Raw genomic sequence first — 19,286 nt, forward strand, 5'->3', positions numbered from 1 at the left:
GGCCTGTCGGGCCTCAAGCCCATGTCCGCGATAGCACGTATTCGGCAGTCGATGCAACGGTCCCCCTCCATGGCGACAGGCGAAACCAACCCAAACGGCCCGCGAGAAAAGCGCGGCGTCCCCAGCGGGTTGTGGATTCGCTGCGGCGATTGCGGCGAGACCATCTTCCGCAAGACTGCCACGGAGCAGATGAATGTCTGCCCGATGTGCGGCCACCACATGTACCTCAGCGCGGCCGACCGCGTCCGGCACATGCTGGACGAGGGCACGTTTGAGGAGTGGGACGCCAACCTTATGCCCACCGACCCGCTGGGCTTCGCCGACAAGAAGCCCTACGCACAGCGGATTGTCGCCGAGCAGAAGCGGACCGGCCTCCGCGACGCGGCGCTCACCGGCGCCGGCATGATCCGCGCCCGCCGCGTGGCCTTCGGGGTCACCGACTCGGCGTTCATCATGGGCAGCATGGGCTCGGTGGTGGGCGAGCGGCTGACGCGGCTCGTTGAGCGGGCCACCGATCAGAACCTGCCCCTGATCATCACCAGCGGCTCGGGCGGAGGGGCCCGGATGCACGAAGGCATCCTGTCGCTGATGCAGATGGCCAAGGTCTCCGCCGCGTTGGCGAGGTACGACCAGGCGGGCGGGCTGTTCATCAGCGTGCTCACCAACCCCACCATGGGCGGCGTCGCCGCCAGCTTCGCATCGCTGGGCGACCTGATCTTCGCCGAGCCGAAGGCGCTGATCGGCTTCGCAGGGCCCCGCACCATCAAGGCGACGCTCCGCACCGAGCTGCCCGAAGGTTTCCAGACCAGCGAGTTCTTGCTGGAACACGGCTACATCGACCGCATCGTCCGCCGCGCGGACATGAAGAGCGAGATTGCCCGCGCGATCGACTACTGCGGCAAGTAGCGGCCGCACGCTTCCGGACGCCGCGGTTCCCTTCGACCGCCGCCACGGCTATGCTGCCCGGCATGAGCCAACGCATCGACGGTCGCCCGGACGACCAACTCCGACCCATCAAGATCGAACGCGGCTTCGCGTCCAACGCGCCCGGCAGCGTGATGATCCACGCCGGGCAGACCATGGTGCTGTGCACCGCCAGCGTCGCGGCCGACGTGCCGCCGTGGCTGGCCGGCCGCGGCAAGGGCTGGGTCACCGCCGAGTACAACATGCTGCCCGGCAGCACCTCACCCCGCAAACCCCGCGACCGCGCCAAAGTCGACGGTCGCACCACCGAGATCCAGCGTCTGATCGGGCGCAGCCTGCGGGCGGTGGTCGACCTCGAGGCGCTCGGCGAACGCTCGATCACCGTCGACTGCGACGTGATCCGCGCAGACGGCGGCACCCGCACCGCGAGCATCACCGGCGCGTTCGTCGCGTTGGTGGACGCGGTCCGGTCGATCGATATCGATCCGCCAGACCCGTCACGCGTGTTTCGCGATAGCGTCGCGGCCGTGAGCGTTGGGTTGGTAGACCGGCGTGTCCGACTGGACCTCAACTACCACGAGGACGCCGCGGCCGAGGTCGATATGAACGTCGTGATGACTGGCGGCGACCGCTTCGTCGAGGTGCAGGGGACCGGTGAAGAGGCTACCTTCTCCGCCACGGAACTGCAGCAGCTGGTGGCCGCCGCGACCGCGGGGGTAGCCCGTCTGACCGAGTTGCAGCGAGAGTCGCTTGGGCCCCATTGGCCCGGCGCCTAGCCCGGCTCAGTTGTTCCCGCCGGCGTCGTCATCGCCGCCAACGTTCACGCCACGCCGACCCAGCAGCAGAGCGGCCGCGTCGCCGTCGTCGTCGCCGTCGTCATTGCCGTCGTCGGCGTCCTGCGAGGCGCCAGCGAAGGTGAACGTGCTGACGTCCGAGATCGACGTGATCGACGGCGCCGGGCGGACGATCACGTAGCGGCGGTCCGCGGTAGCCACGGCGTTGACCGTTAGCTGGGTTCCGTCAGGCAGGACGGTGATCTGCGGCTGGAAGCCGACCGCTCCCCCTCCGCCACCGGCCAACTGCCGGCGCCGGATCCGCTGCAGGTCATCCGGACGCAGAGCGGTCACGCCCGGGTCAGACATCGAGCCGAGCTGCTGAGCAAGAACCGCCCGTCCGACCGCCTCCTGACGATTGATCGCGTTGACCAACTGCTGCTCGTCAACACGCTCGGCGCGACGCCCGTCGGCCAGCTCGAACTTCACCGCCGAGTCGCCCTTGCCGAGCTCCACCTGGCCACGCTGGTGCTTCTCATTGGGGGCGCCGTAGTTGGTGTACACGTCGACCGTCACGACGCCGGCAGTCACGTCACCCCAGACCCGACGGACGACCGCCTGGTAGGCGCCGTTGAAGCCGCGCGGGCAGAGGTAGGTCTCGGAGAAGCCCTTCTGGCCGGGGCCGTCACTGGTGGCGAAGGTGTCGCCCAGCATCACGCCGCCGCCGGGGGTGCGGGGGTTGCTGCTCGAGCAGACCGAGCCGTCCGGCTCCTCGACCAGCAGGTCGACGTCGGCGTCGCCGGTCCACGTGACGCGGATCACGCAGTCACGCTGCATGGCGGCGACCAGGTCGTCGTTGTAGGCGTCGTGCTCGCTGATGCGTCCATCGACCTCAAGCTGCCGGAGCGTTGCGGCCGCTAGGCGGCGGGCCTCGTCCTCGATGCCCTGCTGGTCGCTCGGCCAGGCGCGGCTGAGGATGCCCACCGTGGCCCAGCGGAGGCCGTCGAGGTCGCCGGTGCGTTCGGCGGACTTCATCCCGAGCAGGTAGGCCTCTTTCAGCGTCGGGTCGAGCTTGACCGCCTGCTGCAGAACCTGGATCGCCCGGCTATCGAGCTCAAGCTTGGTCAGGTAGTGAGAGATCAGGATCAGCTCGTCCGCGGAGCTGCTGAAGTCGACGGCGGACATAATGGCCCGCTCGACGTCGTGCGGCGAATTGCCCGCAACCTGCATGGCGATGCCGAGCGCCTCGTACATCCAGGGCTGGGGCTGGCCGTGCCGCAACGCGTTCTGGATGAGAGCAACCACACCGGCGTGGTCTCCGCGCTTCATCAGCTGACGCGATGTCTCACGCACCGCTGCGGGGTCAACCTCACCGGCCTCAAAGTAGTCCGCCCAGAACTGATCGGCCGGGATCGAATCGTCAATCTTGATGGGGCTGGGCTTGGCCGCACGCTTGGCCTTGCGGACAGGCTCGGCCACAACCGCTGGGGCGCTGGCGTTCGTTGGGACAGCGCGCTTAGTGAGGACCAAGTCCTCCGGCACGCTGAAGGCGCCGCCACCGCCGCCGAAGCCGCCACCGCCGCCACCCAGGCCGCCGCCACCACCGCCGAAGCCGCCGCCGCCGCCACCCAGGCCGCCGCCGCCGCCGCCAAAGCCGCCGCCACCGCCGCCGGCGCCGCCGAGGGCTGGGATAGGCGTCTTGTCGATGACCAGGTCACCAACGTTGTAGACGCGGACGGTGAGCCGGGTCTCGGCTTCTTCCTCGGTGGTGATCAGCAGCACCTCGTCGGCAATGACGTAGGTGAGCTCGAGCTGCTTGAACATGAGCCGCAGTGCGCTGCGGAGCGAGATGTTGCGGAGGTTGACCGTGACCGGCTCGTCGGTGCCGATGCCCAGATCGTCCAGCGCTGTCTCGTCGAGCTGGATCTCGATCTCGTACTCGGTGCGGAGGAAGTCGACGACCTCCTCCAGCGGAGTATCCAGGAAGTCCAGGCCGGCGCTGGTAAGCGGCGAGGCGAGGGCCTCGGCGATCCGCTCTTCCGAGTCACTCTTGCCGGTGATGCCAACCGACTCGTACTTCTTGCGGCTCTCGGTGATCTGACGCCAGAACTCCGCGTCCGGGTAGACGATCGGCGGGTTGTCCGGGAACGGGATGGCCGACTGCTCGACCTGAGCCAGGGTTTCAATCCAGGCCTTCGCGCGGAGCGCCCGGAGCTGTTGGTTCTGGTAGTGGTACCGGCTGAACGCGGCCCACTGGTCGGCCGCGACCGGGGTCACGCCTTCGGGGTCAATCGTGCGGACGATCTCGGCGACCTCTTCGGCTTGGGCGTACTGCTCCTCGTCCATCAGGGCGTTGAAACGATCCATCAGCTGCTTCTCGCGTTCACGGTTCTGCTCCATCGAGTCGAGCAGCTGCATGCGTTCGCGGGCGGCGGCGATGGCCTCCTCCGACTGGCGGTCGAGCTCATCCTTGATCGACGCCGCACGGGACGCCTGACGCAGCGCCATCTCCAGGCGGTCGCTCAGGCTCGCGCGGACGTCCGCCAGCAGCTCGGGCGCATTCTGGATGCTCTGTGCCATCAGCTTGAGCGACTGGATCGCGTCCTGCGGAGAGCGGGACATGATGTCACGCGCCTCAGAGATAGCAACCTGCACTTCCTTCCGGAGCTGCTCCGCCATGATGCGGTTCTGCTTCTCAACGGCGGTGAGGAACTCGTCATCCCGCACCACGTCGGCCGGCGGCAGGCCGCTGGGGTCGTAGTAGGGTTCGGCCGAATCGTAGACAACTACCGGGTCGCCCAAGGCCGGGGCGTCCACGACCTCAACCTGAGCCACCCGCACCATATTCAGGTCCGCGCGGTTGTCGGTCGGCTCGTCGGACTCGCCCGTCTTGCGGGCCACAACCCGCTTGACGGTCTTGGCGCGGAGGTTGCCCGGGTCACGCCGCAGAACCGCCTCGGCGATCTGGTTGGCGCTCTTCGAGTCGCCGGTCGCGACCGCCTTCTCGGCCAGGTTGGTTAGCTGCTCGACGCCGGCGTTCAGCGTGCGGGCGACTTCGTTCAGGCCGGCGGTGCCGAGCGTCGGGAGGCTAACGCCCTGATCGCTCTCGGCCTGTCCCACCAGCTGCGAAAGATAGGCATTGGCTTCGCTTGCCTCGGGCACGGCGTGCCGCCAGGCCGACGGCTGCGGACGGTCGGCGTGGCCGAGCGAAGCGGAAATCTGAATCTGCTTGGCGTCCGGCTTCAGACGCCCGACAACGATGCTGTCGCGGTCGGAACGCATCGGCGGCAGCTCCGCCGGGTAGAGCTCGGAGATCGAGTCGCTGACGGCTACCGACTTGGGCCAGACCACCTCGGCCTGCGCCCAGCTGGCCAGTGTACGACCCACCTGAGCGCCGCGGCGGGCGTTCTCTTCATTGGCTCGCTCCAGGGTCACGCCCGAGGCCTCGTCGGCCAGCGACATGGCGCCGTCGACGTACAGGTTGCCGCCGGTTCCGTTGGCGATCGCCGCCAGCAGTTCGGCGTCCCGCTGTGGCCCGATGGCGTAGCTGTTCACCGAGACGCGGCCGTCACGCAGTTCGCTGATCAGCCCCGCGAAGGACGGGCCACGCAGCAGGTTAGCGGCGCTGACGCCGTCACCGATGTAGACCACAACGCGATTCGAGGCGTTCGACTCCTCGAGGTCGTGGGCCGCTGCCTTGAGCGCCTTGTTCAGGTCGGTTGAGCCCAGCGGAGTCTCATGCTTGAGCTTCTCAACCGCGGCGCCCAACGCTGCGCTGCCGGCCGGGGAGAAACGGTCCCCCATGGGGCGGGCCTCCAGGTCGACCGCGTACAGCCGCACCCGGTCTTCGGCCCGCAGCTTGCCGAGCATCGCCTTGAGGGCGGAGAGGGCGGTCGTGCGGTACATGCCGGTCTGGCTGGCCGACGTGTCGAACAGCACGGCGATGTTGCGTCCGGCTTGGGCGGGCTCCGCTCCGAAGTCCGCCGACAGGCTCATGGAGAAGTACGTGTCACCGCTCTCGTGCTGGTAGACGCCGACGGGGCCAACCTGCCCGGCCTGCGCGGCCGCCGGCAGCAACGCGGCGGCCAGGGCGATGACGAGAGAGTGGCGTGTGAGAAGGTTCATCATGGACTCGTGGGCCATCGAACAAGGCGCTCCGAATGCGTAACTCAAACTAGCGACCGCTCTGTTCCGAATCGGGGCGACCGCGTAAATTGGCTGACTCTGTGCATTTAGCCAGATATCCCCAGTTTATCCGGGCGGACTCGGGGACGCCATAAGTTTCCGCTATTTTCAAGGGTCCGGTCCTGCAGGTTGTGCCGACAGCGACCCCTTGAGTTCGCCCGGCGCCGCACCGATTATTGCCGAGTCTGGGACGCGCCTCGCCGAAGAAACCCGGATGGGACGCCCCGCGTAAGGGGGCCCGCCAGTTGCTCTCTGCGAGCGCAACCACCCGCCCCGGTCACCAGGCAGTCTGACGCCAATCCCGCGCCCCACGCGCACCGAACCCATGACCCTAGCCGTCCTCCTCGCTCAACAGCCCGCGCTCACGTGGCAGGGGTCGCTGGCCATCCTGGTGACCGCCCTGGTCTTCCTCGGCCTGCAGGTGCGGCGGGTGCCCGTTGAGCTGCTGTTCCTCAGCGGCCTTGCGGTGATTACGCTCGCGGGCGTGATCACGCCAAAGATGGCGCTCAAGGGGTTCTCCGAGCCGGCGGTGATCCTCATCGGCGCCCTGTTCGCGGCCTCGGCCGGGCTGCGGACCACCGGCGCCCTCGACTGGGTCGGAAACCTGCTGCTAGGGCGGGCCACGAGCGAACGCGGCGCCCTGCTGCGGCTGACGCTCGTGGCGCCCATCTCGGCGGTGGTGCTCAATACCCCGCTGGTCGCCATGCTGGCGCCGGTGGTGATCGACTGGTGCCGCAAACGCGATGTTTCGCCCTCCCGGCTGCTGATGCCCCTGAGCTACTTCACCATCCTGGGCGGAGTGGTGACGGTAATCGGCACCAGCACTACGCTGGTCTGCAACGCCAAGCTGAGCGAGAGCGCCAGCGCATGGCAGAACCGCCCCGACGTGCTGAGTCAGGTGTCGGACATCGGGCTGCTGGAAATCACCTGGGTCGGGTTGCCGGTGATGGCGGTCGGCGTTCTGTACGTGCTGACGATCGGCCACTGGATGCTGCCCAACCGGTCGGAGCCCTCCACGCGGCTCGCCAAACGCCGGCGCGAGTACCTAGTTGAGCTGATGGTGCAGCCGACCTGCCCGCTAATCGGCAAGTCGGTCGAAGACGCCGGACTGCGGAACCTGCCTGGACTGTTCCTCATCGAGATCGCCCGCGAGGACCAGGTGATCACGCCAGTTACGCCCCGCGACGTAATCCAGTCCGGCGACCGGATGGTGTTCACCGGCGTCGTCGATACGATCGCCGACCTGGAGCGGATCTCCGGCCTGGTGCCTGCCGTCGATGACAGCTACGAGCACGAACCTGAGAAGCGCACCCGCCGGCAGCTGACCGAGGCGGTGCTGTCTCGCACCTCACCGATCATCGGGTCGACCGTGCGGGACGCCAACTTCCGCGAGCGCTACAACGCGGCCATCGTCGCGGTGCACCGAAACGGCGAACGCCTGACTAACAAGATTGGCAACATCCGCCTAGAGCCCGGCGACACCCTGCTCCTGCAGACCCGCAACGACTTTGTGGAGCAGCACCGCAACAACCGCGAGTTCTACCTGGTGAGCCAGATCGACGGGTCGTCCGCCCGCCGGCACGACCGCGCCCTGATCGCCGTCGGGCTGTTCCTGCTGCTGATCGCGTGGCTGATGACCATTGCGTTGGCCGGCGGGCCGACTCATCTGGGGCCCGTGCCGATCGGCAACCTGCTGGGCAACGACCCGAAGCCGGTCGCGGCGGTGACTGTCGTGCTGGCGATGATCCTGTTCCGCTGCCTGTCGAGTTCGCAGGCACGGTCGGCAATCGACCTGCAGGTGCTCATGACGATCGCCGCCGCCATCGGCCTGGGGCAGGGGATCGAGAAGAGCGGCGCGGCCGACTGGATCGCCCAGGGCCTGATCGGGCTGACCCAGGCGTCGCCGCTGCCGCCCGCCGCGGTGCCGTTCGCGCTGCTCGTGACCGTGTACCTTGTGTCGATGGTGTTCACCGAGGCGATTACCAACGTGGCGGTCGCGTCGATCATGATCCCGCTGTCCATCAGCGTCGCGGCCGCCGGCGGTCTGAACCCGCGGCCGTTCATCATGGCGGTCGCGATCGCCGCTTCGCTGAGTTTCGCCACCCCCATCGGCTACCAGACCAACCTGATGGTCATGGGCCCGGGCGGCTACCACCCCCGCGACTACCTGCGGGTCGGCGGCCCGCTGACGCTGCTCTGCGCGGTGGTTGCGCTCACGCTAATCCCCCTGATCTGGCCGCTTACCTGACCGGCCCGCCAGCGACAGCAGGCCCAAACCGGCCTTGCCGGCGAACGAAGCCAGGGCGATCATCGTACACGTAGGGGCCCAGGCCGCCGGAGGCTCCCGGTCCGCTGGGACCACCCAGTTTCACTCCTTAACACTTGCTTCTATCCAACCGATCCCATGCACCTGTTCAGGAACCGTTCAACACTCACGTGTGTCCTCTGCATGCTGGTCGGCGCCGTTGTGGGCGCCGCGCTGATGGCGGGCCTGGTTGACCTGCCGGCGATGGAATCCACGGCCTTCGCCCAGCCCGCCGCTCCCAATCAGGCTTCGCCCTACGCGGTGGCGCCCGCCGGCGCGCCGGCCGACCGGGCGCCGATCAACCTGACCCCTGAGGAGCTGGCCAACATCCGCGTGTACGAGGTCGCTCAGCGGGCCGTGGTGAACATCACCACCAGCACGCTCCAGGCGGACATGTTCTTCCGTGTGCAGCACGGGAAGGGCTCCGGATCGGGATCCATCATCGACCGCCAGGGCCACATCCTCACCAACAACCACGTCATCGAGGACGCCCAGGAGATCCAGGTCACGCTGTTCAACGGAGAGACCTATGACGCCCAGCTCATCGGCGCCGACTCCGAGTACGACATGGCCGTGCTCAAGATCGACGCCCCCGCCGACCGGCTGTCGCCGATCGAGATGGGCGAGTCCGACACCCTCCGCGTAGGGCAGAAGGCGTACGCCGTGGGCAACCCGTTCGGGCTCGAGGGCACGCTCACCACCGGCATCATCTCGAGCCTCAACCGCTCGCTCCCCAGCCGCGTTCGCAACCGTACGATGACCTCCATGATCCAGACCGACGCCGCGATGAACCCCGGAAACTCCGGCGGCCCGCTGCTGGACACCAGCGCGCGGATGATCGGCATGAACGTGGCAATCGCGTCGAAGATCGGGCAGAACTCCGGCGTCGGCTTCGCCATCCCGGTGAACCGGGTGCGGCGGTTCCTGCCCGATCTCATCGAGCACGGCAAGGTCGTCCGTCCTGATCACGGCATCATCGAACTCGCGGTGACTCCCAATGGCCTGACCATCGCTCGCGTGAGGCCCGACGGCCCCGCCGACCGCGCCGGGCTGCGCGGCTTCCGCATCGTCCGCCGCGAGCGCCGGCAGGGCGCGGTGCGCTACATCGACACCCGCATCGACCGCTCGTACGCGGACAGCATCGTCTCGATCGACGGCACGCCGGTGCGGACCGCTCAGGAGTTTCTCTCCATCGTCGACCGCTGCTCGCCCGGCCAGGAGGTGACCGTGACGGTGATTCGCGAGGGCCGCCGCCAGGACGTCCAGCTGCGGCTGGGCGCAACCTAGCCAGCCCACGCGTCCCGCCCAGCTTCACCAAACGCCGGTGAGGATAGCCGCGGGCGCAAAAAATCTTGTCCCAGCCTGGGGGGCGGACGCGGCCCGCCGGCCGCTTCGCACAACCCCTTGGAGCCTCTGGGGTTACCGGCCGCGTGCGAGACGCTGCCCGTGCGTGCTCGCCCCGATTGGCCTTGACCCATTCTGCGAAATCGGCATTCCGAACCCACTCCGCCCCCTTGTGCTGACCCGGTGGTCCGGTAGATTCCCAACCCTGATACGCATCGCACCTCGTTGATTCGCACCTATTGAGGCCGTCGCCCTGGCGGCCCCGCCGGCACCATCCCACCTGTTCGGCCGCTCGGTCACGCAAGGACGTCGCTTGGACGCTCACGATCGCGTGCCCCGGCCATCCCCCGTCGCGTTCCGCACAGGCGCCGCCCTTCCCTTTGCCGGATGGACGCGTGTCGAGCTTCGGCGCCGCCGCTGCAGACCGACAAAAAAAGGAGTATTCGAAGATGCTTACGAGCTTGATTACCTTGGCGATCGCTTCGGCGGTTGCTTCGCCCGTCGCCGACGCCCCGAAGTGGGAGTCCGACTACGGCAAGGCCCTTGAGCAGGTCCGCTCGGACGACCGTCCGCTGCTGGTGGTGCTCGACAAGCCCGGTGAAGAAGTTGACGCGAAGCTGCTGTCCGCCAAGGACGACAAGACCCTGCAGAAGTACGACCTGTGCCGCATCGACGCGAGCACCGAGTACGGCAAGAAGGTCGCCGCGGCGTTCAACGCCAAGACCTTCCCGCACGTTGCGTTCGTCGACAAGACCGGCGAGGTCGTGCTCCACACGCACAAGGGCAAGATCAGCAAGGACGCGTGGAACGCGTCGCTGACCAAGTACCAAACCGGCGCCCAGCCGGAGCGTCACGTGGTGCTCCGCCCCGCCAGCGAGGCCCAGCCCGTTATGCAGTACGAGCCCGTGTACCGCGACAACTCCTACTGCCCCAGCTGCCAGAAGGGCTTCTAACGAAGCGCTCCTAGCTGGACAGAGCTAAAGCTTAGGCGGCCCGCATTGATGCGGGCCGCCTTTGTTTTTGGCCCGTCTCATTTCTACGGGGAGTATTGGCTGCGTCGTTCTGTCCAGAAACACGCGCGAAGGGGACAAAACTCGGGGACTATTTCTCCCCTGATTTGCTGTAAGTGCTTTTCAATTAAACCGTTGCGTCAAGTGCGCCCGAACAAGCCGGTGGGGTTTTGTCCGTTTTCAAGCGCGCGAATCGGACAGTCCTCCCCTGCGAACGACTCCGATCTCAACGCACACCGTGGCGCCCGCTGCCCAACAGCCTGCGCGGTAATATGGGCGCACGAACACTCCCATTAGATCGCGCGGCGCGGCCGTTTTCCACGACGATCTGCGCGGCAACAGCGGAGAGCAGGCGGCGTGAACGGCCCGCTCGCCCGTGAGGTAACGCTCGGCCACAACCGGCTGTTAGCGTTCCAACCCCGGGGCGATGTCGAGGTCGAGCGGCGCGAACTTGCCGGCGCGGAACCGTTCGACGGCGATCGCGCCCATCACGGCGTTGTCGGTGCAGAGCGACAACGGCGGCACGTGCAGCCGCCAGCCGCACCGCGCGGCGTCCTCTTCCAGCCGGGCGCGAAACGGCCCGTTGGCGGCCACGCCGCCGCCGACGCACATCGTGTCGAATCCCGTCTGCCGCATCGCCTGCTCCGCCTTGCCGGCCAGGCAGTCGATCACCGCCGCCTGGAAGGAGGCCGCCACGTCGGCCACCTCTTGTTCGGTCAACTCGACCGGCTGGGCGTCGTCGAGCTTGCCCGGTCCGATGAGCTGGTACCGCACGGCTGTCTTCAGACCGCTGAAGCTGAACGCCAGCCGGTCGTCCTTCAGCATCGGCCGCGGGAAGCGGTGCCGCTTGGGGTCGCCCCGCTCGGCGGCCTTCTGGATCGAGGGCCCGCCCGGGTAAGGCAGCCCCAGCAGGCTGGCGACCTTGTCGAACGCCTCGCCGGCGGCGTCGTCGATGGTGGCGCCCAGCAGCGTGAAGTCGGTCGGGCCATCGCAGCGGTAGAGGTTCGAGTGCCCGCCGCTTACAATCATGCCGACGCACGGGAACACGTCCTCGCCGGCGGCCATGCGGCACGCGTAGACGTGCGCCTGCAGGTGGTTGATCGCGACCAGCGGCAGCCCGGTGGCGGCGCACAGCGTCTTGGCCGCCACCAGCCCGACCAGCAGCGACCCCGACAGCCCCGGCGTATTGGCCACGGCGATGGCGTCCAGGTCCGTCAGCCCGAGTCCGGCCCGCTCGAGCGTCTGATCAATCACCGGCAGGATCCGCTCCACGTGGGCCCGGGACGCGATCTCCGGCACGACGCCGCCGAAGCGCTCGTGCAGGTTCTCCTGCGAGGCCACCATCGAGGAGAGCACCTCCAGCTCGCCGGTCACGACAGCCGCGGCGGTCTCGTCGCAGGTGGTCTCGATGCACAGCAGCTTCATGGTTCGGCTTTCTTCGCGGCGGTGGTCAGCAGTTCGACGGCCAGCTCGAGTTGTCGATCGGCGACGGGCGAAGCGGCGTCCTCGCCCCACGACGCGAGCAGCCGCCGGGCCTCGTCGGCGGTCAGCGCCAGCGCGCCATCCTCGCTGGGCGACACGCCCCACTCGTCGGCCTCGCTCGATTCGGCGAAGCGGTGGATCGAGCCGCCGCTGGGACGCCGGTAGGCGGCGGTGGTGAGTTTCAGCCCACTGCGTCCGGAGTCTAGCGGCACCAGGCTCTGCACGCTCCCTTTGCCGAAGGTCCGCTCTCCGACAACGAGTGCGCGGTCGTGGTCCTGCAGCGCCGCGGCGACGACCTCGCTCGCGCTGGCGCTGTAGCGGTTGACGAGCACCACAACCGGCAGCCCCTCGGCGACCACGCCGCCGGTGGCGTTGATCACCCGGGGGTCGCCATGGCGGCCGACAATCGAAACGATCACGCCCGCGTCAAGCAGCAGGTCCGCCACGTCGACCGCGGCCTCCAGCAACCCGCCCGGATTGAACCGCAGGTCCAGCACCAGGGCCCGGGCGCCTTCGCCGGTGAGACGGTCGATGGCGGCCCGCAGCTCGGCGGCCGTGTTGGCCGTGAACGAAACGATACGCGCGTAGCCAACACCGCCCTCGAGAACCCGAACACCGGTCACGGTCGGGGTGGTGAGCCGCTTGGCGGTCAACTCGACCCGCCGCGGCTGGGAGGAGGCGTCGGCCCGCAGCAGCAGCGCCACGCCGGCGGCGTCGCCCCGCGTCAGCTCGTCCGCCTGGGTCAGGGTCATCCGCTCGGTCGGAGCGCCCCCGATCTCCAGGACCTGCTCGCCCGGTTGCACGCCGGCCTTCTCGGCGGGCGACCCCGGACGCACGCCGAGCACCACCATGCGGCCCTCTTCGATCGCGAACTCGACGCCGGTGGTGGGCCGGGCCGCCTCGGCCAGCTGCTTGAGCCGCTCGAAATCTTCGGCCGGCAGGTACGAGGAGTACGGGTCGAGCTCGCTGAGCATCCCCCGCAGCGCGGCCCGGAACAGGCGTTCGCGGTCGATTGGCTCGGCAAAGTTGACCTCGATCTGCGTCACCACCTCCGCCAGCTCGCCGTAGCGGCGGAGGTAGTCGTCGCGGTCGGCGGGGTCCACTCCGGCGGGCGCGTCCTCCGCGGCGTAGCCGACGGGGCAGAGCAGCGTCGCGACCAGCAGGGCGGAGGTAATCGGCGACGGGCGGCGGGCGGCGGGCATGCCTGACAGTCTAAGCCATCGGGCCCGCGAAGGAAGGCGCCCGCCCCGCGATCAATAGTCGTACCAGATGCCCAGGCCGAGCTGTTCCTCGGAGTGGTTGAGGAACTGGTACTGGGTGCTCTTGCCGTTCATGTAGTGCAGGCCAACCCGCATGGTGTTGCCGCTGCAGTTGCGCCACAGCCAGCCGAACTGGGTGGTCCAGTCGCCGCTGTAGTCGAGCTCCTCACGCAGGTGCGCGTTGGTGGCGAAGAACGGCGTGCCGTGGAACCCGGTCGGCCCGGCCTGCGAGTACTCGAGGCCGAACTGGAACTCCCACGGCTCGGCGCCGCCGGCCGTGAAGAACGCGTAGTCCACCTCGCCGTACAGCCGCCAGTTGGGCGTCGGGTTGTACGACACGCCCAGCATGATGGCGTCCCGCACGTAGTTGAGCCGCGTGGCGGACGGGTTGCGGGCCAGGAACTCGTCGCCCAGGTGCGAGCTGAGGTGGTAGTAGCCGGTCTTGTACTGCACGTTGCCGGCGCCGTAGGTGAGCGGGATGCCGAAGCGGAAGTCGGACGCCTCGACGTCGCGTTCCTCGTCGATGTTGAGCCGCACCAGCGCGGCGCCCTCGATGTCAAGCTGCCAGCCCTGGGGCCGCAGCGAGTTGGTGTCGCCATAGCGGATCAGGCCTCGGCGTCCGCCGACCGTGGCGTCCCACAGCACCTGGCCCCGTTCCTGGGACCCCGACACGTTGAGGAACTTGGTGCCGATCCGCGGCTCACGCGGCCCGGCCAGGTAGGAGTGCCAGATCAGCGAGTCGGGCAGGCACTGCCACGACCAGTACCCGCCGCCGCGGCCGTAGTGCGACGGCTGGCAGGAGCCGTAGCTGTCGTAGCAGAGGTCGCTCGCCAGCACCACGTCCGCCAGGTCCTGCTCCGGCGGCAGCATCTGCTGCGCGACGCGGGGCGCGTCGTCCACGCTGATGAAATCCGAAAGCTCAATCGGATCGGCGCCGCCGCCCGGCTGGGCGTAGGCGGTGCTCTGCAGGAACGGGTCCGCAGGCGGTACGCCGACCGCTCCGCCCGCCACGCCCCCCACCAGCGCAAGGGCCAGCAGGGTCCGTGAGACCGAGGATGTATGAGCGTACCACATGCGTCTTGGCAGCTGGGTTGGGACCCGCGGGGTTGTCGGTCGGTGCGGAGCGCGGGCGGGAGGCGGGGAACAGTAGCGGAATGCGCAGCGACCCAATAGTCCAATAGTCGGCGATCAAAGCCGCCGCACAATAGGCGATTTGGAGCCCCCGCGTCGACGCTAGCGTTGCTAGCGGCTAGAATGCCGCGGTCCGGTCATTCCCCTGCTCGCGAGGCGCGACTATGGTGCTGATGGAACTGAGCGTGGTCCCGCTGGGCAAGGGCGAGAGCGTCAGCGCGTACGTCGCGCAGTGCGTGGCGCTGATCGACCAGTCGGGGCTGGACTACCAGCTCAACGCGATGGGCACGATCGTCGAGGGCGAGCTGCCGCGGGTGCTGTCGCTCGCCCAGCAGTGCGTGGAGCTCATGGCCCAGCACTCCGACCGCGTGACCGCCAGCATCAAGCTCGACTACCGCAAGGGCGCCAGCGGCCGCATCGCGGCGAAGGTTGCTAGCGTGCAGGCGAAGCTCGACGGCAACTAAACCAAACCCGGCCAACACGCCGCTTCACCGACTACGAAAGACCCACCATGCCGCAACGCGAAGGCATCGACCGCATCATGGGCAAGCTGCCCAGCGGGATCTCTATCCTCACCGTCGGGACCGAGGACAAAGCGACCGGCATGCTCGCTAGCTGGGTCATGCAGGCGGGCTTCGAGCCGCCGATGGTGAGCGTCGCGATCAAGCAGGGCCGGTACGTGGCGGAGTGGATCACCGCGGGTCAGCCGTTCAACCTCAACCTCGTCGGCCAGTCGCAGGGCATCCACCTGAAGCACTTCGGCAAGGGCTTCGAGCCCGGCACCCCGGCGTTCGAGGGCGTGGACATCGTCACCTGCCCGCGGGGCGTGCCGATCCTCCGCAAGTCGCTCGGCCACCTGCAGTGCGAGCCCCGCACCCACGCCGACTCGGGCGACCACCGCATCTTTATCGCCGAGGTGATCCGCGGCGCGCTCTCCGACCAGGAGCTGGCGCCGATGGTGCACATCCGCAACAGCGGCAGCCACTACTAGCGGCGCACGGCAACCGCCGGAATGGTCAAACCGTACCAGCCGACTGCTGCGACGACAGTCACTCGTCGTCGCGTTGCCCGGTGTAGTACTCCTTGCCAGCGCCGCGTACATAGCGCCCGCCGAGTTCCCTCCAACGGACGCTCGTATTGGGCAGCATCTTGTCCAGCGATCGAGCGCCCGCCTCGGACATCGCCGACCCCGCGATGTCGATATGTATCAGCTGAGGATACCTAGCTAGCTTCGGCACAGCGGCATCGGTGATCCCTGGCGCTGTGTCGACGCTGATCTGTGTGAGGTTCGGCCACACGAGGAACAAGTCGGGAAGGTTGGCGTCGGTAAGCCCCACGCGCCCGATCCCAAGTCGCATCACGTGCGCGATGCGCGTCGCTGGACCGCGCCCAATGGTACGGAAGCCTGGCCCGCTGGTGCTCACGTGAACAACGCCGTCCCTAACAAGCCGGTTTAGTGGCGCCAGCGACGCGGCTGGATAGAAGTCACTGGGCCGAACGTCGGTGTACGGCAGGCGGCTGGTCAGCTCGGCGACCGCCTCGGCTGAAATGCGCAGTGGCGACAATTTGAGCACCCTCAACTGAGTCTGCCCGTAGAGCGACGGCAACCCAGCGTCGTCGATCATAGTCTGCCGGAGATCGATATGGAGAACCGACTGTAGCTCCCCGAGCCGCCGCAGGTCGTCGTTGCCGGCGGGCTCGGCGATCGGCTTGAATTCGAGGAACCTCACGCCCCCGTGGTCGAAGTATCTCGCCGTCGCGCCGCACTGAGCCAGCTCCTCCACAACCTGGCGTTCCTTCGCAAACTGGATCTGGTCGCGCCGCCAACCGGCGCCCCAGTACGCCCCGACCGACGCGAACACCATCGCCGCCAGCAAGGTCCGCAGCCCAAACCTGAGCACGAACCGTTCGCGCCGCTCCTCTGGGAGTGGGGGAATCGGGCTGGAATCTGAAGCCGTGTGCACTGGGCGGGGCCTCCGGCGACCGGACTGGGGGCGCCCGCATTCTGCCCCGCTACGGCCTACGGTGCAAACATCCGTGGGGTTCCCACCCAAACCGAAGCGTAGGGCTGCATATTCCCTGCAACCTGCCTAAAATGGCGGCTTTCCCAGCAGCCGGGCAAGGACGCGCCCTACACTGGTACTAGCCTGCCATGTCCGAGCCCACGATCCTTCCCGAGCACTTCATCAACCGCGAATTAAGCTGGTTGGACTTCAATGCGCGGGTGCTGGAGGAGGCCCAGGACGAGACCAACCCGCTGCTGGAGCGGGCCAAGTTCCTGGCGATCTTCTCGTCCAACCTGGACGAGTTCTTCATGGTCCGGGTGGCCGGCCTCCGCGAGCAGGCATTCTCGGCCGGCGCGCCGCAGGACCCGCCGGCCGACGGCATCAGCCCGATCGTGCAGCTGCAGCGGATCGCCTTCCGCACGCGGCAGCTGGTCGACCAGCAGTACGCCTGCTGGAACCAGTCGATCTACCCCGCGCTGGCGGCCGAGGGGATCCGCCTGCACAAGGAGGTCGACCTCGAGTCGTCGCAGGTCAAGCAGCTCGACAAGTTCTTCCGCCAGCGGGTGTTCCCGGTGCTGACGCCCATGGCGATCGACCCGGCGCACCCCAGCCCCCGCTTCCACAACCGCGGGCTGTACCTGGCCGCGACGCTGGTCCGCAACCAGGGGATCGGCCCGGAGAAGCTGTTCGCGGTGGTGCAGCTGCCGCAGGTGCTGCCGCGGTTTGTCCCGCTCGACCCGGGCGGCGGGTCCGACTTTGTGCTGCTAGAGGACGTTGTCGCGTCGCGGCTGCCGGAGCTGTTCGGCGGCTACGACCTGAACAAGTGCGGCGCGTTCCGCATGACCCGCGACATGGACATCGACCTCCTCGACGAGGAGGGCGACGACATGCTCCGGGCGATCGAGACCCGCCTCCGCGCGCGGCAGCGCAGCGAGGCCGTGCGGCTCGAGGCGTCCGCCGCGATGGACGCGTCGCTGGTCAACATGCTGGCCGCCGAGGAGGAGATCAAACGCAGCCGCGCCGAGGACCCCCAGGAGTACGACGAGGTCTACTCCATCGACGGCCCGCTCGACCTGACCTCCATGTTCGAGCTCAACTCGCTGCTCGAGCGGCCCGACCTGCGCGACCCGCCGTTCACGCCCCGCCAGATCGTGCAGCCCAACGCGGACATGTTCGCCCGCATCAGCAAGGGCGACCTGCTGCTGCACCACCCGTTCGACTCGTTCCAGCCGGTGGTGCGGTTCATCGAGCAGGCCGCCCGCGACCCCAACGTGCTGGCCATCAAGCAGACGCTGTACCGCACCAGCGGCGACAGCCCCATCATCAGCGCGCTGATCGAGGCCGCCGAGGCCGGCAAGCACGTCACCGCGGTGGTCGAGCTCAAGGCCCGCTTCGACGAGGCCGCCAACATCTCGTGGGCCCGCCGCATGGAGCGGGCCGGCGTGCACGTGGTGTTCGGCTTCATGGACCTCAAGACCCACAGCAAGCTGGCGCTCGTGGTCCGCCACGAGGGCGGCAAGAAGGTCCGCCAGTACGCCCACCTGGGCACCGGCAACTACAACCCCACCACCGCCCGCCTGTACACCGACATCGGCCTGTTCACCGCCGACAAGGCGATCACCGAGGACGTGGCCGCGCTGTTCAACTTCCTCACCGGCTACTCGCAGCGGGGCGAGTGGCAGAAGCTGGTCGCCGCGCCGCAGGACCTGCACCGCCGCACCATCGAGCTGATCAACGAGCAGACCCAGCGCGCCAAGGCCAGCAAGAAGGCCCGCATCTTCGGCAAGTTCAACTCGCTGGTCGACCGCGAGACCATCACCGCGCTCTACCACGCCAGCCAGGCGGGCGTGCAGGTCGACCTGGTGATCCGCGGCATCTGCTGCCTCAAGCCCGGCGAGCCCGGCGTGTCGGACAACATCCGCGTGCGGAGCATCGTCGACCGCTTCCTGGAGCACAGCCGCATCATGGTGTTCGGCGAGGGGTCGGGCGCGCAGATCTTCTGCAGCAGCGCCGACTGGATGCCCCGCAACTTCACCCGCCGCGTCGAGGTGATGTTCCCCATCGAGGACCCCGAGCTGCAGAAACGCATCCTCGAGGAGATCATCCCCACCTACCTGCGCGACAACACCCGCGCCCGCGAGCTCCGCGCCGACGGCGGGTTCGTCCACGTGCAGCCGGGCAAGGGCGAGGAGCCGCACCGCAGCCAGCAGGAGCTGCTGGCGTTGGCCGGCGGCCTGCCGCTGCCGGTCCCGCAGCTCGACGCCGCAAAGCCCTCCCGCAACGGCGCCGCCGCACGGCGGGAGAAGAAGCCCGAGAGCCGCAAGCGGCCGGCCTCGAAGCCGTCCGGCGGCCGCTCGCCCTCGACCAAGCGCCGCTCGAAGTCCGAGTAGCCGCGGTTTGCACCCGCGGCGGTTCTGTGCTCCCCTGATGGGTCCGCGTTTCCCGTTACCCCGTACCGGAGCCAACCCATGCCCCGACTAATCCAAGCCTCGGCCCGCATCGAGGCCGCCGGCGAGCCGCCCAAGGTCATCGACGAGTTTATCGGCCGCGTCAACTCCGGCACGGAGGCGTTGAGCATCGCCAAGATGATCAGCCCGCAGGGCTGGAGCGAGCCCGGCCAGACGCCCGAGTTCGACGAGTACACGGTCGTGCTGCGCGGCGCGCTGCACGTGGAGAGCCGCGAAGCGACGCAGATCGTGTCGGCCGGCCAGGCGATCATCACCTCCGCCGGCGAGTGGGTCCGCTACAGCACCCCCGACGGAGAGACCGAGTACCTCGCGGTCTGCCTGCCGGCGTTCTCGCCCGACACCGTGCACCGCGATGAGTAAGTTGGTTGGTTGTGGGTGGTAAGTGGTGCTTGCGACGGG

At 68.1% G+C, this 19,286-nt stretch carries 14 protein-coding genes; 9 read left to right on the plus strand and 5 right to left on the minus strand.

What is annotated here, in order from left to right:
• The first annotated feature begins 21 nt into the window (after positions 1–21).
• Together accD and rph are read left to right on the plus strand one after the other, a co-directional pair.
• On the plus strand, positions 22–906 hold the full coding sequence (accD, locus tag KOR34_RS15180; RefSeq protein WP_146565403.1) for an acetyl-CoA carboxylase, carboxyltransferase subunit beta: 885 nt from the start codon (positions 22–24) through the stop codon (positions 904–906).
• Positions 907–968: 62 nt separating this feature from the next.
• Positions 969–1,700, plus strand: coding sequence for a ribonuclease PH (rph, locus tag KOR34_RS15185; RefSeq protein ID WP_146565404.1), 732 nt, complete (start codon positions 969–971; stop codon positions 1,698–1,700).
• A 6-nt stretch (positions 1,701–1,706) separates the two neighbouring features.
• Here the strand turns inward: rph and KOR34_RS15190 are convergent, their stop codons facing one another.
• Entirely contained in the window at positions 1,707–5,822 is a 4,116-nt protein-coding gene (locus KOR34_RS15190) for a VWA domain-containing protein (protein ID WP_197531434.1), read from the minus strand.
• Between the two features lie 385 nt (positions 5,823–6,207).
• Between KOR34_RS15190 and KOR34_RS15195 the strand changes: the two genes are divergently transcribed.
• From KOR34_RS15195 to KOR34_RS15205, 3 genes are all read left to right on the plus strand, one after another.
• Positions 6,208–8,130 (plus strand): SLC13 family permease, encoded by a 1,923-nt coding sequence (locus tag KOR34_RS15195; RefSeq protein ID WP_146565406.1) that lies wholly within the window; start codon positions 6,208–6,210, stop codon positions 8,128–8,130.
• A gap of 156 nt (positions 8,131–8,286) precedes the next feature.
• Positions 8,287–9,474, plus strand: a complete 1,188-nt coding sequence (locus tag KOR34_RS15200; protein WP_146565407.1) for a S1C family serine protease — start codon at positions 8,287–8,289, stop codon at positions 9,472–9,474.
• Positions 9,475–9,980: 506 nt separating this feature from the next.
• Positions 9,981–10,484 (plus strand): hypothetical protein, encoded by a 504-nt coding sequence (locus KOR34_RS15205; RefSeq protein ID WP_146565408.1) that lies wholly within the window; start codon positions 9,981–9,983, stop codon positions 10,482–10,484.
• 462 nt (positions 10,485–10,946) lie between these two features.
• Here KOR34_RS15205 and tsaD read toward each other — a convergent pair whose 3' ends face one another.
• Genes tsaD through KOR34_RS15220 form a run of 3 tightly spaced genes read right to left on the minus strand, consistent with a single transcriptional unit; the run spans position 10,947 to position 14,356 of the window.
• Entirely contained in the window at positions 10,947–11,966 is a 1,020-nt protein-coding gene (tsaD, locus tag KOR34_RS15210; RefSeq protein ID WP_146565409.1) for a tRNA (adenosine(37)-N6)-threonylcarbamoyltransferase complex transferase subunit TsaD, read from the minus strand.
• Complete coding sequence (locus tag KOR34_RS15215) at positions 11,963–13,225, minus strand: S41 family peptidase (protein ID WP_146565410.1); 1,263 nt, start codon at positions 13,223–13,225, stop codon at positions 11,963–11,965. The genes tsaD and KOR34_RS15215 overlap by 4 nt, the downstream gene beginning before the upstream one ends.
• Before the next feature lie 51 nt (positions 13,226–13,276).
• Positions 13,277–14,356 (minus strand): DUF1207 domain-containing protein, encoded by a 1,080-nt coding sequence (locus KOR34_RS15220; protein ID WP_146565412.1) that lies wholly within the window; start codon positions 14,354–14,356, stop codon positions 13,277–13,279.
• A 221-nt stretch (positions 14,357–14,577) separates the two neighbouring features.
• On the opposite strand from KOR34_RS15220, the gene KOR34_RS15225 reads away from it, so the two are divergent.
• Positions 14,578–14,877, plus strand: a complete 300-nt coding sequence (locus KOR34_RS15225) for an MTH1187 family thiamine-binding protein (RefSeq protein ID WP_146565414.1) — start codon at positions 14,578–14,580, stop codon at positions 14,875–14,877.
• Between the two features lie 47 nt (positions 14,878–14,924).
• On the plus strand, positions 14,925–15,404 hold the full coding sequence (locus tag KOR34_RS15230; RefSeq protein ID WP_146565416.1) for a flavin reductase family protein: 480 nt from the start codon (positions 14,925–14,927) through the stop codon (positions 15,402–15,404).
• Positions 15,405–15,462: 58 nt separating this feature from the next.
• Here the strand turns inward: KOR34_RS15230 and KOR34_RS15235 are convergent, their stop codons facing one another.
• A complete protein-coding gene (locus KOR34_RS15235) occupies positions 15,463–16,377 on the minus strand; it encodes a hypothetical protein (RefSeq protein WP_146565418.1) in 915 nt (304 codons plus the stop codon).
• 188 nt (positions 16,378–16,565) lie between these two features.
• Here KOR34_RS15235 and ppk1 point away from each other — a divergent pair, with 188 nt between their 5' ends.
• Both ppk1 and KOR34_RS15245 read left to right on the plus strand, forming a co-directional pair.
• Positions 16,566–18,809 carry a polyphosphate kinase 1 gene (gene ppk1, locus KOR34_RS15240; protein WP_146565420.1) on the plus strand — a complete coding sequence of 748 codons (2,244 nt, stop codon included), beginning with the start codon at positions 16,566–16,568 and terminating at the stop codon, positions 18,807–18,809.
• A gap of 78 nt (positions 18,810–18,887) precedes the next feature.
• Positions 18,888–19,247 (plus strand): cupin domain-containing protein, encoded by a 360-nt coding sequence (locus KOR34_RS15245; RefSeq protein ID WP_146565422.1) that lies wholly within the window; start codon positions 18,888–18,890, stop codon positions 19,245–19,247.
• Positions 19,248–19,286 lie beyond the last annotated feature (39 nt).

The organism is Posidoniimonas corsicana (assembly GCF_007859765.1).
Taxonomy (GTDB): Bacteria; Planctomycetota; Planctomycetia; order Pirellulales; family Lacipirellulaceae; genus Posidoniimonas; species Posidoniimonas corsicana.

What these genes read in the sequence shown, in the direction of transcription:
- accD (WP_146565403.1), top strand. Translation starts at nt 22, where the DNA reads ATGTCCGCGATAGCACGTATTCGGCAGTCGATGCAACGGTCCCCCTCC.
- rph (WP_146565404.1), top strand. Translation starts at nt 969, where the DNA reads ATGAGCCAACGCATCGACGGTCGCCCGGACGACCAACTCCGACCCATC.
- KOR34_RS15190 (WP_197531434.1), bottom strand. Translation starts at nt 5,822, where the DNA reads ATGAACCTTCTCACACGCCACTCTCTCGTCATCGCCCTGGCCGCCGCG.
- KOR34_RS15195 (WP_146565406.1), top strand. Translation starts at nt 6,208, where the DNA reads ATGACCCTAGCCGTCCTCCTCGCTCAACAGCCCGCGCTCACGTGGCAG.
- KOR34_RS15200 (WP_146565407.1), top strand. Translation starts at nt 8,287, where the DNA reads ATGCACCTGTTCAGGAACCGTTCAACACTCACGTGTGTCCTCTGCATG.
- KOR34_RS15205 (WP_146565408.1), top strand. Translation starts at nt 9,981, where the DNA reads ATGCTTACGAGCTTGATTACCTTGGCGATCGCTTCGGCGGTTGCTTCG.
- tsaD (WP_146565409.1), bottom strand. Translation starts at nt 11,966, where the DNA reads ATGAAGCTGCTGTGCATCGAGACCACCTGCGACGAGACCGCCGCGGCT.
- KOR34_RS15215 (WP_146565410.1), bottom strand. Translation starts at nt 13,225, where the DNA reads ATGCCCGCCGCCCGCCGCCCGTCGCCGATTACCTCCGCCCTGCTGGTC.
- KOR34_RS15220 (WP_146565412.1), bottom strand. Translation starts at nt 14,356, where the DNA reads ATGTGGTACGCTCATACATCCTCGGTCTCACGGACCCTGCTGGCCCTT.
- KOR34_RS15225 (WP_146565414.1), top strand. Translation starts at nt 14,578, where the DNA reads ATGGTGCTGATGGAACTGAGCGTGGTCCCGCTGGGCAAGGGCGAGAGC.
- KOR34_RS15230 (WP_146565416.1), top strand. Translation starts at nt 14,925, where the DNA reads ATGCCGCAACGCGAAGGCATCGACCGCATCATGGGCAAGCTGCCCAGC.
- ppk1 (WP_146565420.1), top strand. Translation starts at nt 16,566, where the DNA reads ATGTCCGAGCCCACGATCCTTCCCGAGCACTTCATCAACCGCGAATTA.
- KOR34_RS15245 (WP_146565422.1), top strand. Translation starts at nt 18,888, where the DNA reads ATGCCCCGACTAATCCAAGCCTCGGCCCGCATCGAGGCCGCCGGCGAG.